The 17,354-nt window shown below is 60.4% G+C and carries 17 protein-coding genes; 3 read left to right on the top strand and 14 right to left on the bottom strand.

What is annotated here, in order from left to right; genetic code table 11:
• Positions 1-21: 21 nt before the first annotated feature.
• The 10 genes from NP503_RS05920 to NP503_RS05875 form a co-directional block, all read right to left on the bottom strand.
• Positions 22-1,164, bottom strand: a complete 1,143-nt coding sequence (locus tag NP503_RS05920) for a glycosyltransferase family 4 protein (RefSeq protein ID WP_127269563.1) — start codon at positions 1,162-1,164, stop codon at positions 22-24.
• A complete protein-coding gene (locus tag NP503_RS05915) occupies positions 1,161-2,282 on the bottom strand; it encodes a glycosyltransferase (RefSeq protein ID WP_127269564.1) in 1,122 nt (373 codons plus the stop codon). The genes NP503_RS05920 and NP503_RS05915 overlap by 4 nt, the downstream gene beginning before the upstream one ends.
• Before the next feature lie 12 nt (positions 2,283-2,294).
• Positions 2,295-3,104 carry a bifunctional 2-polyprenyl-6-hydroxyphenol methylase/3-demethylubiquinol 3-O-methyltransferase UbiG gene (locus tag NP503_RS05910; protein ID WP_127270449.1) on the bottom strand — a complete coding sequence of 270 codons (810 nt, stop codon included), beginning with the start codon at positions 3,102-3,104 and terminating at the stop codon, positions 2,295-2,297.
• Positions 3,105-3,109: 5 nt separating this feature from the next.
• A complete protein-coding gene (locus NP503_RS05905; protein ID WP_164748853.1) occupies positions 3,110-3,886 on the bottom strand; it encodes a class I SAM-dependent methyltransferase in 777 nt (258 codons plus the stop codon).
• A complete protein-coding gene (locus tag NP503_RS05900; protein ID WP_127268857.1) occupies positions 3,879-5,147 on the bottom strand; it encodes a hypothetical protein in 1,269 nt (422 codons plus the stop codon). The genes NP503_RS05905 and NP503_RS05900 overlap by 8 nt, the downstream gene beginning before the upstream one ends.
• Positions 5,144-5,974, bottom strand: coding sequence for a glycosyltransferase (locus NP503_RS05895; protein WP_164748852.1), 831 nt, complete (start codon positions 5,972-5,974; stop codon positions 5,144-5,146). The genes NP503_RS05900 and NP503_RS05895 overlap by 4 nt, the downstream gene beginning before the upstream one ends.
• A gap of 97 nt (positions 5,975-6,071) precedes the next feature.
• On the bottom strand, positions 6,072-7,097 hold the full coding sequence (locus NP503_RS05890; RefSeq protein ID WP_127268854.1) for an NAD-dependent epimerase: 1,026 nt from the start codon (positions 7,095-7,097) through the stop codon (positions 6,072-6,074).
• Positions 7,097-8,371: a nucleotide sugar dehydrogenase gene (locus NP503_RS05885; RefSeq protein WP_127268852.1), complete on the bottom strand. Its 1,275-nt coding sequence runs from the start codon at positions 8,369-8,371 to the stop codon at positions 7,097-7,099. The genes NP503_RS05890 and NP503_RS05885 overlap by 1 nt, the downstream gene beginning before the upstream one ends.
• A gap of 43 nt (positions 8,372-8,414) precedes the next feature.
• The gene (locus tag NP503_RS05880) at positions 8,415-9,692 is read right to left on the bottom strand and encodes a sugar transferase (protein ID WP_236382852.1); all 1,278 of its coding nucleotides are present in this window, start codon (positions 9,690-9,692) and stop codon (positions 8,415-8,417) included.
• A 365-nt stretch (positions 9,693-10,057) separates the two neighbouring features.
• A complete protein-coding gene (locus tag NP503_RS05875) occupies positions 10,058-10,648 on the bottom strand; it encodes a biotin transporter BioY (protein WP_023808554.1) in 591 nt (196 codons plus the stop codon).
• Positions 10,649-10,765: 117 nt separating this feature from the next.
• On the opposite strand from NP503_RS05875, the gene NP503_RS05870 reads away from it, so the two are divergent.
• Positions 10,766-11,674 (top strand): MBL fold metallo-hydrolase, encoded by a 909-nt coding sequence (locus tag NP503_RS05870; protein WP_127270451.1) that lies wholly within the window; start codon positions 10,766-10,768, stop codon positions 11,672-11,674.
• Positions 11,675-11,706: 32 nt separating this feature from the next.
• Here the strand turns inward: NP503_RS05870 and NP503_RS05865 are convergent, their stop codons facing one another.
• Both NP503_RS05865 and NP503_RS05860 read right to left on the bottom strand, forming a co-directional pair.
• Entirely contained in the window at positions 11,707-12,492 is a 786-nt protein-coding gene (locus tag NP503_RS05865; protein ID WP_127270452.1) for a DUF1499 domain-containing protein, read from the bottom strand.
• Between the two features lie 80 nt (positions 12,493-12,572).
• On the bottom strand, positions 12,573-14,201 hold the full coding sequence (locus tag NP503_RS05860; RefSeq protein WP_127270454.1) for a fatty-acid--CoA ligase: 1,629 nt from the start codon (positions 14,199-14,201) through the stop codon (positions 12,573-12,575).
• Between the two features lie 184 nt (positions 14,202-14,385).
• On the opposite strand from NP503_RS05860, the gene NP503_RS05855 reads away from it, so the two are divergent.
• Together NP503_RS05855 and NP503_RS05850 are read left to right on the top strand one after the other, a co-directional pair.
• Positions 14,386-14,742 carry a hypothetical protein gene (locus NP503_RS05855; protein ID WP_023808564.1) on the top strand — a complete coding sequence of 119 codons (357 nt, stop codon included), beginning with the start codon at positions 14,386-14,388 and terminating at the stop codon, positions 14,740-14,742.
• A gap of 140 nt (positions 14,743-14,882) precedes the next feature.
• Positions 14,883-15,272 (top strand): DUF427 domain-containing protein, encoded by a 390-nt coding sequence (locus NP503_RS05850; RefSeq protein ID WP_127270456.1) that lies wholly within the window; start codon positions 14,883-14,885, stop codon positions 15,270-15,272.
• Positions 15,273-15,311: 39 nt separating this feature from the next.
• Here the strand turns inward: NP503_RS05850 and NP503_RS05845 are convergent, their stop codons facing one another.
• Together NP503_RS05845 and NP503_RS05840 are read right to left on the bottom strand one after the other, a co-directional pair.
• On the bottom strand, positions 15,312-16,052 hold the full coding sequence (locus tag NP503_RS05845; RefSeq protein WP_127270458.1) for a polysaccharide deacetylase family protein: 741 nt from the start codon (positions 16,050-16,052) through the stop codon (positions 15,312-15,314).
• A gap of 167 nt (positions 16,053-16,219) precedes the next feature.
• Complete coding sequence (locus tag NP503_RS05840) at positions 16,220-17,323, bottom strand: glycosyltransferase family 9 protein (protein ID WP_127270460.1); 1,104 nt, start codon at positions 17,321-17,323, stop codon at positions 16,220-16,222.
• Positions 17,324-17,354 lie beyond the last annotated feature (31 nt).

Below are 17,354 nucleotides of genomic sequence, written 5' to 3'. Positions count from 1 at the left end.
CGACCGGTGGGCCCGGTCCGCTCATTTCGTCGCAAGGGCGCTCAGTCTTTCTATCTGCTGCATGTACTTCTCGATGACGATCGTTTCCGAAAACTGCCGCTCGACCTTGTTTCTGCTCTGGGCCCCCATCCTGTCCCTGGACGAGTCGTCCAGCCGCGCAAACTCGACCATCTTGCTCGCAAGGTCATCAGAGTCCCTCACCTTGCATAGGAAGCCATTGACCGCGTGGTCCACCACTTCCCTGCATCCTGGCACGTCGGTTGCGATCAGCGGCTTGCCCATCGCAGCCGCCTCGAGCAGCGAGCGCGGCGTTCCCTCCCTGTAGGAGGGCAACACGACACAATCGGCGCCACGCATGAAAGGCCGCACATCGTCGGTGGAGCCGAGATATTCGACCAATCCCTCGCCAACCCATTTTTCCACGTGTTCGCGGCTGACCGCAGTCCGGTTTTCGACATCAAGAAAGCCGAGTAGCTGGAAACGCACTCCGGGCACCTCACGGCAAACCCGACGGGCCGCCGTGATGAACTCGCCGACACCCTTGTCCCAGAGAAGCCGGGCCACGAGAAGAAAGATGATGGCGCCAGACCCGGTGCGCGCTTCGGGCGAAGGGGCAAAACGCGCGAGGTCGATGCCGGAGCCAGGCAAAAGCGCGGTTCGATCCTTGCGAACCAGGCGTTCGTCGACGAACAGCATCCGGTCATCGTCATTCTGGAAGAAAACCATTTTGGAACGGGCCAATGCCACCCGGTACAAAGCCTTGGCAATCCTGAGCAGCAGACCACCGCGAACGAACGCTGTCCCCAATCCCGAAATGTTGTTGATGACGGGAATGCCGTTCAGATTGGCCGCGATGGAGCCGAACACATTGGGCTTGATCGTGAAGCCGACAAACACCAGCGGTCTCTCGCGCCGCAAGAGACGCCAGTAGCGCCACAGAAGGACCAAATCCCGCGACGGTGACGTGCCGGAATTGTCCATGTCGAGTTCGACATAGCGGCAGCCCATGGCCGCAATCAGCGGAGAATACTCGTCTCTCGGCGCGACGACGACCACGTCATAGCCGCGGCTCCGCAGCGCCTCGATCAGTCCCTTGCGAAAATTGACGACATTCCAGGATGTGTTTATCGAGACGACTATCTTGTTGCGAGCAACGGCCGTCATCGCTGCCCACCCGGATATGACGACGGCGCTCTCAACAGCATATCCGCAAACCGATCCGGCGATCTTTCCGACAAGGTCTTTCCGTACAAGGCCGACCGATCACCGCCTTGAATGATCTTCAGCAGTGCTTCCGCAATTTCCGACGCGCCAAAGCCGGCTGAAATCTCCAGGCCCGACAGCATGTCCAGATCTCCCGCACAGGGGGTGGTGACGATGCCGGGAATCCGGCAAGCCATCATTTCCAGAAGGACGTTGGGAAATCCCTCCGTCGCCGACGTGAGCATGCCGGCACGCGCTGCGCGAAACAGCGGAAACGGGTTGTCTCTCTGGCCGAGCAGATTTAGTCGCGAGGCCAGATCAAGCTTGCCGGCGCGGGCTCTCAACTCCGCTTCCATGGGGCCAGAGCCAACCATGGTCAGCTCATAATCCTCGCCGGTCCTTCGTCTGACTTCGGCCAGCACATCAACCGCGATCGTCGGACGCTTCACATCAATCAGCCGGCCGCACCAGACTATCTGCGGACGGCGGGAAAGTATCTCGGCGTCGTGCCCGGACAATGCTTCCATGGACATTTTGACGATGAGATCTTCGTCGACCGGGTTGGGCAAAGTACACAGCTTGGCGATTGCTCGCCGGGGCAATACGTCACGCAGGCGTTCATTCATATAGCTCGTTTGCGCGACTATCATGTCCTGGCTGCCATAGGCAGCATAGAGCGCCTTGTAAGCGAGCGCGCGAGGACCCTTGAAGCGATCCAGAAGTACCGTGGACTCGCGGGCGACCAGCCTATGGCTGCGGAGAAGTCCAACGCTTCGGGCGGCAGCCAGAAACGAGTTTACCCGTGCGTGGCTCGAGAACACCAAATCGTACCGACGCCGGATCAGCCGCGGGGCGAGCAAAAACTCGCTCATGGCCTTGCCGCCGCCAAAGCCGTAGCTGCACCGAATTCCGTCCTGGTGTGATCCAGCGGCCTCGCCCGCCGCCTGGCTACCCAAGAAGCCGATTTCGACGTCCCAGTCGGGTCGCCTCGCGAGTGCGCGCGCAACAAGTTTCAGGACGGTTTCGGCACCGCCTCTTCTGTCGAGCGGAATGGCGATCAGCGCGAGCTTCCTTTTCATGGCCGCGGGAACTCACTGTTTTCGCCGAAAGACATAGGCGTAGGTTTCAGCGGCATCCTTGCGGAGGAACAGGGCGGAAACGCCTAACCAGATGCGCCAGGCAAGAAAGGCCGGCACGAAAAAATAGAAGTAGGAGCTTTTCCAGAACAGACGGCGCTCGATAAGTTCCAGGTCGTTCCGTTTTGCGATTGTTTCGACGTCACTGGGCAAGCACTTGTCGTAGAAGGCCGGAAACCCGTCATGACCCATGCCCTTTTCAGGATAGATCGCAAAAAGCAGCCGTCGCTTCATCCCCTCCGGCAGGACCCGATTCAATCTGGCAAAAACGGCGTTGCGCGAGGGCGAGAAAATGGCAACCATGCCTCCCGGTTTCACGCAACTGGCAATGCCGCGCAGGGCGCCCTCGCCATCACGGACGTGCTCGAGCGTTGCCTGGCAAATGACGACGTCGGCATCGCCCCTCCCCCTAAACGAGGTAAGGTCCGCTTCAATCTCCTCGTCGTATATTCCGCGTGGCGCTTTCGACAACTCTTCCGCGTCGAGGTCGAGCCCAACGACAAAAAGCCCCAGGCGCCGCTTCTCCGAAAGACTGACGAACGGCCTGGCACCCCCGCCAAGATCGTAAACCCGTGCGTTTGAGGTAAGTAAGGGAGGTGCTATCTCCGTCGCAAAGGTCCGGTTGCCGTCGATGCGAAGGCGCCGCGGCAGAGCACTGTCCAGGAACTCGGAAATGGCCACATTCGTGCGAACAAACTTTCGCCATATCGACACTGCTTCACCACCGGTTTCGTTTGGCGATCTGCGCCCACTCGGATTTGACATCCGCGCTATATCCTGTGGAAGACGTAGAGCCGCGTATGATGCGAAAATGGGCCGAGCAACCGGTCCACAGCAGCACGCAAGCCTCTCAGGATTCCATTCTTGCTGTCGTACCAGGCCTGCATCGGCTTGGAGAAAAATGTCTCGTCCTTCAGCCCCTTGAAGCCTCCCCTCGGCTGTGATTCCAGAAGCTTGAAGCCGTGCTGTTCGAAACTGGAAACAATCGAAGACGGCTCAAGAACGAACTGGTAAAATCCGGCCTGTTCACCTGGAAACCTGGGATAGAGACCCATTCTGATCTTCAGCCGTCGGAGAGGAGAAATGCTCGGCACTGTCACGAAGGCAACTCCTCCTGACCGGATGATGCGCTTCATCTCCAATGCGATCTCATCGTAACCGTCGAAGAAGTGCTCGATCACCCCCAGAGACCACACCCCATCGAAGAATTCGTCCGCGAAGCCCGTTGCTCGAACATCCCCCACGGTCACTTGCAAATGGGGCGCGGCACGATTCACCATCCCCACGGTCTTCTGCGCGAAGTCGATCCCGTAGGCGGAAAAGCCTGCCTGGTCGAGGCCATGGACCGTATTGGCCAAGCCACATCCAGCGTCCAGGATCTTGGCCGATCCGGTCAGGTATCGCTTGGTGGTTTCAACGACAAAGCGATCCGGCCTCAAGACAATCCCTTCGGCCCAGTGAGAATCCCAATAGTCGTCATCAGCCACCGTGCCGACATGGACGATGCGCCTGTTTTTCTCGTCGTAGAATGCTTTCTTCTCATTCATTTCTGGCATCCGGACCGACCATCAAAACGGTGCGCTGTTTCGCACCAGGCCCTTGATCTGCAATCACATTCCTCAATGCGAAAAAGGAACAGCCAGCGGCAACGACATATCCGAACAAAAATGCCATTTCACTGCCAAGAGGCACCCGCCACCAAAGGCCCAATGCCGCCAGACAACAGCAAGCCAACGCCCCTATCGCGTAGGAATAGGTCAACGTCATCGCTTTGCTCGACCGAAGCGCAAACGGATCGATGATCACTTTTTTCGTCCTGTTGACCAGAACAGCACAAGAAACGATCCCGAACACCACAGGATCAAAAGACTTCCCCAGCCATCCGGATGCATGGCCCGAGAAAAACAGGCCAACTATTCCGGCCGCGGCCACGGTCGCAAAAATGAGTGCGATGGCCGCTCCCTCGAACAGTCCGCGCCGAAACTGCCTGACGTTTCCATTTGCGGCACTGAGAAACGCCCTTGGCACAAATACGAAGCTGGCCGCATTCATGAAGAAGCCGACGGACCGTTGTGAAAGATCGACGCAAAACGAGAAGACACCGAGATGGGTCTCGGAGCCAAGCAACAAAACAATGTATCGAATGCCGACAAACACGCCGCTCTCGGCCAGATTGCTCAACACAAATCCCCAGCCTGTGACCAGAGACCCGGCAAGATAGGAAAAGCCAGGCCGTCTCAGATTCATAGGTCCCAGGAAGGCAAATGAAATCAGCGCTCCGACGAAATAGCTGAGCGAAAAGGCTGCAAGAGCCGAGCCTACTTTCGCATCGCCGACAAGCAGGATTATGGCTCCTGCCTGGTATGCGACGGCCTGGCAAATCGCCGACCAACCGTACGCCCACAAACGCAGTTGTGACCTCAAAATCTCTTGAAGTGCGGTGTGCAAGCCGAAAGAAACGATGATGGTCGCGGCAACGGCATTGCCAAATCCCAGCCACGTCAGTGCCAGTCCAGCCAGGACGACAAACAACGCCACAACTGCGAGCACGGTCAAAATGGACGATACGTACTCTCTACCCATTCCCGCGGCATGCATTTTTGCGGAAATCGGCATTATCGAATAGGTCGCGACTCCAAAAACAAGTGTCGAAATAAATGAAACTGTCGCAATCGTCGTGCTGAAAATACCGTACTGTCCAGTCTCCAGATGGCTGCCGATGTACAGCAACGTCGCTATGTTCAGAAGACCAGGAACAATTCGTATTACGATGGCTTCCACCAACTTCCACAAGCTGGCTTCTTTCATGAAGTCACCCGCACGAATGACCTCTTGAGCAAGAACGGGAAACTCAAGACACCAAAGCTCAAACAGGCAAGAACCGCCTTGCCCAGGAACCGAACCGACCGATATCGTCCTAGCCAGAACGCCTTGATGTAGTTCAAGTTCAGCAACAACATCGGGTATGCATTTTGTCGCTGAAGAAGCCGAATCCTTGCCGTCATCCCCTCCGGCAAATATCGTTTTCGTCCAATCTCGACATTGACACAGATAACGTCGTATTCGATCGCCAATCTGGACCAGAGAAGAGATGTTGGAACGCGGCGGAACCGCCCCGCTGGGGGCACGGCAACCCGTTTAAGCAAAGGAGTTTTGATGACCTCCTTCTTGTCGCCGACCACCCGTTCGTCGGCCCGCATCTTTATCAGGTTTGTCCGTTCCGACGGAAACGGCTCTGCTGCGGTCTCTGGGTGGCCAAGAGCCATCGAGAACACAAAACCCGCAATCTTCTGATCGACACCTCTCTGCGAGAGGTGCTCACAGACCTCCGGCAAGCGATCGGTGAAGAGATCGTCGTCATCATCGAAGACCATGCAATAGTCGCCAGTGGCGGAAGCAATCGCCGAAAACATCGCACGGCCTCTGCCGTCATTCGGGCCGGTGGTGACCACCAAACTGGCATCGCGAGACGCGATTTCCGCAAGCGCTTCGTTCGTTCCGTCGGTCGAACCGTCGACATGGACGCATATCTGCAACGGACAGTCCGTACGCAACAGTTGCTGAACCAGCGCCGCAACGCGATCCCGCCGATTGAACGTGGGGATGCAGACGCTCAGTAGCGCCTGGGACTGCAATGGATTGCAGACTGCCTGTTTGCGAGCCGTATCGATTCCATCTGCTCCTGGTTAAGTGATCATGGAACAGCGCGGATCAGCCGGGAAACGCCGAACCCTATCCCCGCGCAAAATACGCCTTGTACCACTCGACGAACCGCCCGACGCCCTCGGTCACCGTCGTCGCCGGGCGGTAGCCGACCGCCTGCTCCAGCGCCGAGGTGTCGGCGAAGGTATCGGGCACGTCGCCGGGCTGCAGCGGCAAGAGTTCGACGATGGCTTTGCGGCCCAGCGCGTTTTCCAGCGCCTCGACATAGGCGGTCAGCTTCACCGGGTTGTTGTTGCCGATGTTGAAGATGCGCCAGGGGGCGCTGCTTGTGGCCGGATCCGGACGGCTGGAGTCCCAGGCGGCATTGCCCGTGGCCGGGCTGTCGCTGGCGCGGATCACGCCTTCGGCGATGTCATCGACATAGGTGAAGTCGCGCGTGTGGTTGCCGTTGTTGAACAGCTTGATCGGCTCACCGGCAAGGATGTTTTTGGTGAACAGGAACAGCGCCATGTCCGGGCGCCCCCAGGGACCATACACCGTGAAGAAGCGAAGACCGGTCGTCGGCAATCGGAACAGATGGCTGTAGCTGTGCGCCATCAGCTCGTTGGCGCGCTTGGTCGCGGCGTAGAACTGCAGCGGATGGTCGGCCGGACGATGCTCGGAAAACGGCATGTCGGTGTTGGCGCCGTAGACACTCGACGTGCTGGCATAGGTCAGGTGCGCGACGGCGCTGTTGCGGCAGGCCTCCAGCACGTTGGTGTAGGCGATGATGTTGCTTTCGACATAGGCATGCGGGTTTTCCAGGCTGTAGCGAACCCCGGCCTGGGCGGCGAGATGGATCACCCGGTCGAATGCATGGTCGGCAAAGCAGGCGTCGACCACGCTCTTGTCGGCGAGATTGCCGCGGATGAAATGATAGCCGGCATTGGTCTTACGGCTCGCCTCGTTCAGAAGCCGCAGCCTCGCCTCCTTGATCTGCGGATCGTAATAGTCGTTGACGTTGTCGATGCCGACGACCTCGTCACCGCGCTCCAGCAGCCGCTTCGCTACGTGATATCCTATGAAGCCGGCCGCGCCGGTGACCAGAACCTTCATCAGAAACGCCCATCCGTGACATGCCTGGGGAACAGACCCTTGATGTCGTAGATGACGCCCGGGGTCTTGCAAAGCGCCATCAGGCCGTCGACGCCCAACGCGCGGAACTGCCTGTGGCCGACGGCCACGATAACGCCGTCATAACGCATGTCGGGAATGTCCTTCATGCTGGCCACGCCGAAGGCACGCGCGCATTCCTGCGCGTCGACCCAGGGGTCCCATATGTCGATGCCGGCGTTGTATTCCTTCAGTTGGGCAACGATATCGGCGACCTTGGAATTCCTCAGGTCCGGGCAATTTTCCTTGAAGGCCGCGCCCATCACCAGAATCCGGCTGCCAACGACAGGTATTCCCTTGCGCATCATCAGGCGGGCCGTCTGATCCGCCGCGTGCCGACCCATGCCGTCATTGATACGGCGGCCAGCAAGAATCACCTCCGGATGATAGCCGAGTTCCTGGGCCTTGTGGGTGAGATAGTAGGGATCGACGCCGATGCAGTGGCCGCCGACGAGACCAGGCGTGAAGCGCAGGAAATTCCATTTGGTGCCGGCGGCTTCCAGCACTTCGGACGTGTCGATGCCGAGCTTGCCGAAGATAAGCGACAGCTCGTTCATCAGCGCGATGTTGAGGTCGCGCTGAGTGTTCTCGATGACCTTGGCCGCTTCGGCGACCGCAATGCTCGAGGTACGGTGTGTGCCTGCCGGCACGATCGAGGCATAGAGCGCATCGATACCTTCGGCCGCTTCCGGCGTCGAGCCGCTGGTGACCTTGACGATCGTTTGCAACCGATGCTCGCGGTCGCCCGGATTGATGCGCTCGGGACTGTAGCCGAGGAAGAACCCCTCATTGTAGCGCAGGCCCGAATGTTTCTCGATCAGCGGCGCGCACACCTCTTCCGTGCAGCCGGGATAGACCGTCGATTCGAAGATCACCACCGCGCCTGGCGATATGACCTCACCGACCAAAGTCGATGCCATGATCAGCGGTTTCAGATCCGGACGGTTGGCCCTGTCGATCGGCGTCGGAACCGTGACGATGAAAATCCCGCAATCGCGCAGAGCGGCCTTGTCGGTGGTGAATGTCAGCCGCGACGCAGCACTGATCTCATCGCTGCTGGCTTCCAGCGTATGGTCGTCGCCACGCCTCAGCGCGTCCACCCTCGACTGGTCGATGTCGAAACCGACGACATCCCTGCCGGCGCCGAAGGCGACCGCCAGCGGCAGGCCGACATAGCCAAGCCCGATGATCGCTATTTTCCTGGAGGCGAGATCCATCTGCTTCCTGCGCTTGCTATTCCAGAGCCATGCTTCGCATTGGTTATCTCGCACCAAAGCCGGTAAGCATCGTTTTCAGCGTCTTGAGAGTTATCAAAACGTCCAGCCAAGGCGAAAAGTTCTTTATGTAATAGAAATCATAGTGCAATTTTCCCATAACGTCATCGACGGCAGCCACATGCCCCTGATTTACTTGTGCCCACCCACTTATGCCCGGCCTGACGATATGCCTGTAGCGGTAGAATGGCAGCTCAGCCTCGTACCACTGCGACAGCACGACAGCTTCCGGCCGCGGTCCGATCCAACTCATTTCGCCACGCAGGATGTTGATGACCTGCGGCAGTTCGTCGATCCTGGATTTTCGCAGGAAACGCCCGACTCTGGTGATGCGGTCATCGTCGTGCCTGGTGATCGCCCTTTCCTTGTCGCTGCCGGCGCCAGAGTGCTGGCGCATCGAGCGAAACTTGTAGACCGTGCAGATCTTGCCCCGGTAGCCCATGCGTTGCTGGCGAAACAGCGCAGGACCATCGGAATCCAGCCGGATCAGCAGCGCTATCAACGCCAGAACGGGGGAAAGAACGATGATCAAGACAAGTGCCGAGACCCAGTCGACCGCCTGCTTGATCTTGAGATAGGCCTGGTTCGGATTGAGCGAACCAAGCGTGTTTTCCGACAGGTGCTCGATCTCGACCCGACCGGTCAGCGACTCTCTGACCTGCTTGACGTGGTATACGGGCGTTCCCGAAAGGGCCCGATCCGCGATGTATCGTTCCCATTCCGCGCCAAGATCGGCACGCAGATCAACGACCACGCCGCTGGCTCTTTCGATTATCGTACTGGTCGACTTGATCCAAAACCAATGCACACCCGGTAACGTCTTGAGGCGCTCGACATCTCCGCCGGGAATCACCACGAGCCGGTACGGATCGAGACGCCGCGTCAACAGGCTCAGGCCGAAGTACCAGAGCGTGGACTGCGTGAAACTGGCGGCAGCCTGAAACCGGCTGTACTCGAACCGAAAAAAGAAGATGGTCAGGAAAACAGCCCCGTAGGACAGGGCAAATGTCGGCAAGATGTAACTTGCCGCGGCCACGCCCGGGAAATTTCCGATGCGGCGATAAGACAAGAAGCCCACAAGGTGCGCGATGACCGCAGCGGCTACTGTTACCTGAAGATTGGCCGAATAGATGAATTCAGGATTGAAGACAATCCGGATGATCGCCGGCGCAAAAATCGCGAATGTCAGTCCGCCAAGCAGTTGAAACCGAATCCTGAACAGGAAGTGCCGGCTTCCGACAATAGTCGACGCTGCGACATTCAACGTCTTCCCCCCTTCCCCGAAGCTGCCGTATCGGCGACAGACCAGCGCGATAGTGCATCTGACCTGATCGTTCACAACAACGAATCGGACGTCTCGCCCCCCGGCGATTCGATACAGTCGAAGACCAAGAGCTACGACAGCGCGGCCGCGCCAGCAAGCATCTATTTCTCAGATCAACAGTTCGGGAAATTGAAAAGCCTGGGCTAATAAAGCGACTTAATGATCATTACTGAAGATGTCGCAGCGTCTAGGGCGATATAACCGACAATCTATCGAGGTTGGCGGACATCAGACCGGAAATCCGCCAGTGACGCCGCTCCGGCCAGTGGCTTGATTGCCCCTGGCCGTTTCTTCGATCGCGCGCTTCAGCCGCGCTTCAGCAGCGTCCAGACGGCCGGCACCAGGCTTGCCGCGAGCGCCACCTTGATCAGGTCGCCGACGATGAACGGCACGACGCCGAACTGCCACGACTTTTCCGGACCGATGAGCAGCGCCAGCCAGGCAAAGCCCATTGCCATCATGACGACTTCGCCAACCAGCATGGCGTTGAAAAGCTTGATTGGATGGCGGTCCCAGCCGCGATCCGCCGCCCAGCCGACAATTGCCGCCATGACCACGAAGCCGGCGAGATAGCCGCCGGTCGAGCCGAGCATGTAGGCAATGCCGAGACCCTTTTCAGGCGTGCTCTGGAAGACGGGGAAGCCCATGGCGCCCTCGGCCATGTAGAGCAGCAGGGTGGCGACGCCGAGACGCATGCCGAAGGCGGCGGCGATCAGCAGCACGGCCAGCGTCTGCATCGAAATGTCGACCGGCCCGAGCATTACCTTGGTCTTGGCCGACAGTGTCAGCACAAGCGTTCCGGCGATGGCCAGGAAAAGCTGCGTTGCCAGCCGCGCCGCGCCGTTTTGCGGCAGAGCCAGAGAAACAAGCGGACGCATCGTAGTTGCAATTGCCATGGTATTTCCCCAATCCGATTGCCGCACTCCGATGTTCGCGGCCTCACATCCTCCTATATTGGCTTGCGTGTTGTGCGGCAATCGGTTTTGCCGTTTCCCGAAACAAGGCACCGATGCATGGCACTGAAATTCGATACCGGCTTCGACCCCTTCTATGGCCAGGGGGTGAATGTCGCGCCCGATGTCCAGCGCATCACGGCCCGCAATCCAAGCCCCTTCACCTTTCACGGCACCAACAGCTACGTTGTTGGCCGCGATACGCTGGCGGTGATCGATCCGGGGCCGGAGGACGAGGCGCATCTGCGGACCCTGATCGAGGTGATCGCAGGCCGGCCGGTCAGCCATATCTTCGTCAGCCACACGCATCGCGACCACTCCCCGCTGGCGGCCCGGCTGAAAGAGCGCACCGGCGCCCTCGTGCTGGCAGAGGGGCCGCACCGGCCGGCAAGAGCCCTGCATATCGGCGAGACCAATGCGCTCGATGCCAGTGCCGACACGGCTTTCATCCCTGATGTCGCCCTGCCCGACGGCGAGGTGGTCGACGGCGACGGCTGGTCGATCAGGACGGTTCTGACCCCGGGCCACACCGCCAATCATGCGGCGTTCGCGCTGCAGGGAACCGGCATCCTGTTTTCGGCCGATCATGTCATGGCCTGGGCAACCTCCATCGTCGCCCCGCCGGATGGAGCGATGGCCGACTACATGGCCTCGCTGGACCGCTTGATCGAACGCGGGGACCGCTTGCTGTTGCCAGGACATGGCGGGCCGGTGACAGCACCGCGCGCTTTCATGCGCGGGTTGAAGACGCATCGCAAGATGCGCGAGCGCGCCATTCTGGAGCGGGTCAGAGAAGGCGACCGGACGATCGTGGACATGGTCAAGGCGATCTACAGGGACACCGACCCGCGGCTGCATGGCGCCGCCGGATTGTCGGTGCTTGCCCATCTCGAGGATCTGACGGCGCGCGGTCTGGTCACGACAGACGGCGCACCGGCCATCGACGGCATTTTCACGCCGGCCGGATAGGCCAACCTGGACCGCTGCTAAGTGCCGAAGCCTTATTCGGCTGGCGCGGCGCCGACCTGACCGGCGACTTCCTGGTCGAGCTCCGCCAGGAATTCGGTGATGCGCGCGGCATTGTCGCCAAGGTCGTAGCGGCCGTAGCGGGATGCCGACCGCATATCGACGATGACCGTGTCGCCATCGTCCGTCACGCGGATCGCCACATCGGCGGGAAGGCCGATCACGAAGCCCTTGGCGACGGCGGTGATGGTCACCTCGCTTTGCCCGGCGAGATCGGGATAGGGCTCCGACAGCTCCCAGTCGCGCCGGTCGAGTACGGTTTCGACGGCATTGACGACAGTCTCGAACGGCAGGTCGTAGCTGCGTGCGCTGACCAGCGGATAGCTATCGGCCTGCAGCCGCTGTTCCCCAGGCGTCGACGGCGCAAGCACGTTCATATCCTTCGTCCGGTCGCTCACGTCGAGCGCCGGCGGTTCGTCGAAATCCGTCGAGATATCCCTGAGCGGCGGATAGATCGTCGCCCAGTAGGCGGCGACGCCGTAGGGTGCGAGCACCAGCAATGCCAGCAGCGCGCCGCCCGTCAGGTCGCGGCCGCCGCGGTCGCCGAAATTCCACAGCCGCGAAAAGGCAAACCCGGCAAACAACAGCGCCATCGCCGCCAGCAGCGCGACAATGCCGAGCACCCACAGAAAGACAGGTGTTTCGACGAGATCGAAGCGATGGCCGACGAAGACCGTCAGCAGCAGCACCAACGAAAAAGCGGCCGTGCGCCGCGACCAGCCGGCCGCCTTCGACGTTTGCCGTTCAGGAATGCTAGCCATCGTTTTCCGTGCTGCCCCAACCCGAACGGAGACTTAGTGCCTTTTTGCGATGGCATGAAGCCGAAACATGCACCATCGCGTCAATCGGTCGGCAGGCGATAGTCCTTGAATTGCTGGCGCAAGGTGATCTTCTGGATCTTGCCGGTTGCGGTGTGCGGAATTTCGCCGACGAAAGCGACATCGTCCGGCATCCACCATTTGGCTACCTTGCCGTCCATGAAGCCGAGAATGTCAGCCTTGGTCGGTTCCTTGCCCGGTTTGCGGACGACGACCAGCAGCGGCCGTTCGCCCCATTTCGAATGCTGAACGCCGATGGCTGCCGCCTCGGCGACATCGGGATGGCCGACAGCCAGGTTCTCGAGGTCGATGGTCGAAATCCATTCGCCGCCGGATTTGATGACGTCCTTGGCGCGATCGGTGATCTGCATGTAGCCGCCAGCGTCGATGTGGGCGACGTCGCCAGTGTCGAACCAGCCATCCTCATCGAACTGCTCCACGCCGGCGTCGCCATAATAGGCACGGGCAACGGCCGGCCCACGCACTTTCAGGCGGCCAAAAGTCTTGCCGTCCCAAGGCTGCTCGTTGTTGTCGTCGTCGGTCACCTTCATTTCGACGCCGAAGGGCGGATAGCCCTGTTTCTGCTGGACGTCGAGCCGGGCTTCGCCCTCAAGACCAGCATGGTCCGGCTTCAGGGTACACAGCGTGCCGAGCGGCGACATTTCGGTCATGCCCCAGGCGTGGATAACCTGGACATCGTAGTTCTGCTGAAACTTGGTCATGATCGCGCGCGGGCACGACGAGCCGCCGATGACGACCTTGTTGAGATAGGGAAGCTCCTTGCCGGTCTCCTCCAGATGCTGCAGCAGCATCATCCAGACGGTCGGCACGGCGGCGCTGAAGGTCACCTTCTCGGTGTCGAGCAGTTCATAGATCGAGGCGCCATCCATCTTGCAGCCGGGCATGACCAGCTTGGCACCGATCATCGGCCCGCTCTGGCCAAGGCCCCAGGCATTGGCGTGAAACATCGGCACGACAGGCAGGATCGTATCGCGCGACGACAGTCCCATGGCGTCGGGCATGGCAGCGATCATGGCGTGCAGCACGTTCGAACGATGGCTGTAGACGACGCCCTTGGGATCGCCCGTGGTCCCGGACGTGTAACACATGCCGGCGGCGGTGCTTTCGTCGAAGGTCTTCCAGGCGAAGTCGCCATCCGCTTCGTCAAGCCAATCTTCATAGGCGACCGTGTTGGGCAATGTCGTCGGCGGCATATGCGCCCTGTCGGTCAGCACGATCACCTGTTTCAGCGATTTGACGGCGCCGGCGATCTTCTCGAGCAGCGGCATGAAAGTCAGGTCGACGAAGACAGCCTTGTCCTCGGCATGGTTCATGATCCAGACGATCTGCTCGGGAAACAGCCGCGGATTGAGCGTGTGGTAGATGGCGCCGATGCCCATGATGCCGTACCAGGCCTCGATGTGGCGCGCGGTGTTCCAGGCCAGCGTGGCGATACGGTCGCCCATCCCATAACCGTCACGCTCCAGCCGCTGGGCGACCTTCAGGGCGCGGCGATGGATGTCGGCGTAGGTGGTGCGCACGATCGGCCCTTCGATCGAGCGCGACACGATCTCGCGCACGCCATGCTGCCGCTCGGCATTGTCGATGAGCTTATGGCAAAGCAGCGGCCATTCCTGCATCAGTCCCAGCATTCGATCCTCCCTCACGCTTTTTGCGTTGTGCTTTTCGAGCTATTGTGGAGCGAACCGGCGGATTGTCCAGCCGCCAGCACCCCTGAGCGCCGCATTGGTGGAAAACCGCCACAATCCGGCCATCGTCGGCGTTAAGTTTCGTTAACGGGCAAAGGGGTGCGATTGGCGACTGAAAGAGGTTCGCATGGACGCGCAGCTCGACGACAAGGCTCTCGAGAGTACGCTTGCCGAAAGTCTGGCCGATGTGGTGCCGGACACAAAGACTGTTTCCGAAGATGAATTTGTTGAAGTTGTCGGCGGCGCGCTGGAAGCGGTCGGCGGCACGCTGCTGTTCAAGATGTGCGTCCAGAATCAGGGCGAGGACCAGCACGTCGCGGCCGCGTCAGTCGGCGATGGCGGAAACCGCCAGTTCCTGCTGCTTACCTTGCCTACCGGCGGCGGTTCCCTGAAGGTCGAGACCGTCTCAAGAAGCAGCAACCCGGTCGCCGGGATCGCTGCCGCCTATGCCGGTCTCATGGACGTGTTCAAAGCCGCTGCCTGACCGCTGACGACAATCCCGAGGATTCCAAGGGGCGATCCATCGGCGTCGGCTAAGCAAGTTTTGCGTGTTGGATGGCGATAGCGGCTTGCGCAATGCGCTTGCGCGACACACCTTAAGTCGACGCAAGGAGAGCCCCCCGCATGGATCAGATCGCCAACCCCGCACCCGGTTTCCAACGCAACCCGGACAAAATCATCACTGTCGAGCCCTATGCCGGCACCGTTACCGTGCGTGTCGGAGACGTGGTCATCGCTTCAACAACGAAGGCCAAGGTGCTGACCGAGGCCCCCTATCCGGCGGCCTTCTACATTCCGTTCGCCGACATCGATTTCGGCAAGCTCGGCCGCACCGACCACTCGACCCATTGCCCCTACAAGGGCGATGCAAGCTATTGGAGCGTGCTGCCTGCCGGCGAGACCGGCCAGAACGCCATGTGGGCGTACGAGCGGCCTTTCGACGAAATGGCTGAAATCCGCAACCACGGCGCATTCTACGCTAGCAAGGTCACGATCGAAGCCAAACCGGACTGAGCCAACGCCGAGGGCATCGAGATCCGCTCGGCTGGCCAGTCACTCCGTCGTGCCGTTATTGCCGATGCCCTCGGCATCGTCGAGCCGCACAAAGGTCAAGCCCTTGGCCTTGAGCGCCAGCAGCCCCTGCACCACGCCTTCGCCGGCCGCATGGGTCGGCTGGTTGATGTGCGAGATGATGACGTCGCCATCCTTGGCCGCCGCGATGCGCCGGGCGGTCTCCTTGGCGCCAAGCAAAGAGCCGCCGTCGCCATTTATCGAGAATCCCGCGACCTTGAAGCCAAGCTTGCGGATCATGGCGATTGCCGACGGGCTGTATTCGGCGGTTGCGCCACGAAACCATTTCGGCGCCGGCTCGCCGGTCCCGGTAAGAGCGGCGGCTCCCGATTCGACCTCGGCCAGCACCGCATCCGGGCTGCCGGCGCTGCGAATGCCGTAGATTTTCCGCGGCGTGTCGACCGCCGGGATGTGGTGGCCGCCATGATTTTCCAGTTCGAACAGATCGGGATGCGCCCGCATGATCTCGACGGCGGCGGCGTTTCGCTTCAGCCAGATGCCGGTCACGAAAATGGTGGCGGGGATCTTGTTGTCCACCAGCGCCGAAAGGATCCGGTTGTCGGTCTGTCCACCGCACGCGTCGAGCGTAAGCGCCACACGGCCGGCTCCGCTCGCCTGCGACTTGATGTGCAGCGTCGGCTCGACGAGGGGCGCGGCATGGCTGGCGGATGCCATCGCCCACGACAGGGCGATCATGCAGAGACTTTTTTGCAGCAGGCGCATCAAACCGATTCCCGGACCCGTCATTTCAAGCAGGCATCCCAACGACCCGCATGAAGGCGGAAATCGGGATGGCGCATAGCAGAAAAGCGCTCCGCGACAATGTGACCGTTCCTGTGGCGAAGGGGGTCATTCCGCCGCGTCGAGGGTCGTGCATGCGACGCATGATCTCAGATGGCGTGTTCCAGTTTCATTTCGGTGCGCGAAAGAACCTCGCGCACCGCATCGACCACAGGCTTGACCTCCAGGCCCCAGACGCAGCATGCCTTGCTGGGATCTGGCGCGCGGCAGAGGTTTTCGGCCATGCAGGCGCAAGGCATCGGCGGCTGGAGCGAGATGCTGGGCACGCCGACGGGACCCCAGCGCGACGGCTCCGTCAGACCGAACAATCCGACAACCGGGGTTCCGGTGGCTGCGGCCATGTGCATCGGGCCGCTCTCATTGCCGAGAAACAGCCGGGCCTGTTTCAGCACCGCCAGCAGGCTTTCAAGCGACAGGTCACCGACGAGATTGACGACCGACGGCGCGGTCCTGGCGACGATACGTTCGGCGATCTCGCGCTCGTCCGGGCCGCCCACCAGGACTACGTCCAGGCCGGTCTCGCCGGCAATCTCGACGATCACTGCTGCAAACCGCTCCGGCTGCCAACGTCGGCCCTCGAAGCTTGCACCCGCATGTACCGCGATGAATGCGTTTGGCCTCAGATGGCGCTTACCCAGCAGCGCCAATGCTTTCGCCGTCTCCATTGGCAGCGGCTCAAGGTTTGGAATCACCGTGCGAAGTTCGATGCCGAGCGCTTCGAGCGGCGAGAGGTAGCGGTACAGGAAATGCTGACCATCAAAGCCGTAGGGCTTGGCAAAAACGTTGGCGGGCTGCCGCTCCAACATACGCAAGGGTCTTTCGGAAGGACTGTAACCGACACGGGTCTTGGCGTTGACGAGCCCGGTGACGATGCGCGACGTCTTCGAGTCGGTCAGGTCGATGGTCAGGTCGAAACGGAAGCGGCGCAACGCCCGCACCATGGCGTAAAGCTCTTTCCCGCGCTCCAAGGACGTGCCGCGCATGCGGTCGCGCCTGAATGTGACCACCTCGGAAGCTATATCATGGGCGATCACGAAGCTCTCGAAGCGAGCCTCGCACAGAAAGACGATGCTGGCGCCGGGGAATGCGAGCCGCAGGTTCTTGGCGAGCGCCGAGGCGAGGACGAGATCGCCTATGAACTTGGTTTGGACGACCAGGATCGAGTGGAACGGCGCGGGAGAAATCTGCAGCATCTGTTTCCGGGAGCAATTTGCGGATAGCCGC

Origin of the sequence: Mesorhizobium sp. SEMIA396 (genome assembly GCF_024518615.1) — a bacterium.
Classification (GTDB): Bacteria; Pseudomonadota; Alphaproteobacteria; order Rhizobiales; family Rhizobiaceae; genus Mesorhizobium.
The sequence above is the reverse complement of the archived record's forward strand: the minus strand, read 5'-3'. Positions and strand labels throughout refer to the sequence as shown.